This is a genomic window from Bradyrhizobium sp. P2_E8, from assembly GCF_056403875.1.
Window position 1 is genome coordinate 1 of record NZ_JBFUES010001881.1, and the last position, 580, is coordinate 580.

The following is a 580-nucleotide window of genomic DNA, read 5'->3' on the forward strand; positions in this document are numbered from 1 at the left end:
AACAAGAACCGCAAGGCGCACTTCGTGCTGCTCAACATCGACGCGCCGTCCGCGGCGATCGCCGAGATCGAGCGCCAGGAGCGCATCAGCGAAGACGTGATCCGCTATCTCAGCGTCCGCGTCGAGGAGCTCGAGGAAGGCCCGTCCGCGATGATGCGCAAGGCCGACCGCGACCGCGAGCGTGATGACCGTGGCGGCGGCTTCCGCGGCGAGCGCGAAGGCGGCTTCCGTGGCGACCGCGAGGGTGGTTTCCGTGGCGGCGATCGCGACGGTGGTGGCTTCCGCGGTGATCGCRGTCCGCGCCGTCCGCGCGAAGAAGCCGAAACCACGACGGATGGGGAGTAAGATCAATGGCTGAAGCTGGTGCACGCCGTCCGTTTTTCCGTCGTCGCAAGAGCTGCCCGTTCACGGGCGCCAATGCTCCGAAGATCGACTACAAGGACTCCAAGCTGCTGATGCGTTACGTCTCCGAGCGCGGCAAGATCGTGCCGAGCCGCATCACCGCGGTGTCCGCGAAGAAGCAGCGTKAGCTCGCCCGCGCCATCAAGCGCGCGCGCTTCCTGGGCCTGCTGCCCTACGT

2 protein-coding genes are annotated in these 580 nt (G+C 67.0%); both read left to right on the forward strand.

The annotated features are described in order from the left end of the window. Positions 1-345 (forward strand): 30S ribosomal protein S6 (locus AC1D00_RS44490; RefSeq protein ID WP_477015126.1); only part of this gene is annotated, 345 nt, incomplete at its 5' end. A gap of 5 nt (positions 346-350) precedes the next feature. Further along, on the forward strand, positions 351-580 hold a 230-nt coding region (gene rpsR / locus AC1D00_RS44495; RefSeq protein WP_477015127.1), incomplete at its 3' end, for a 30S ribosomal protein S18.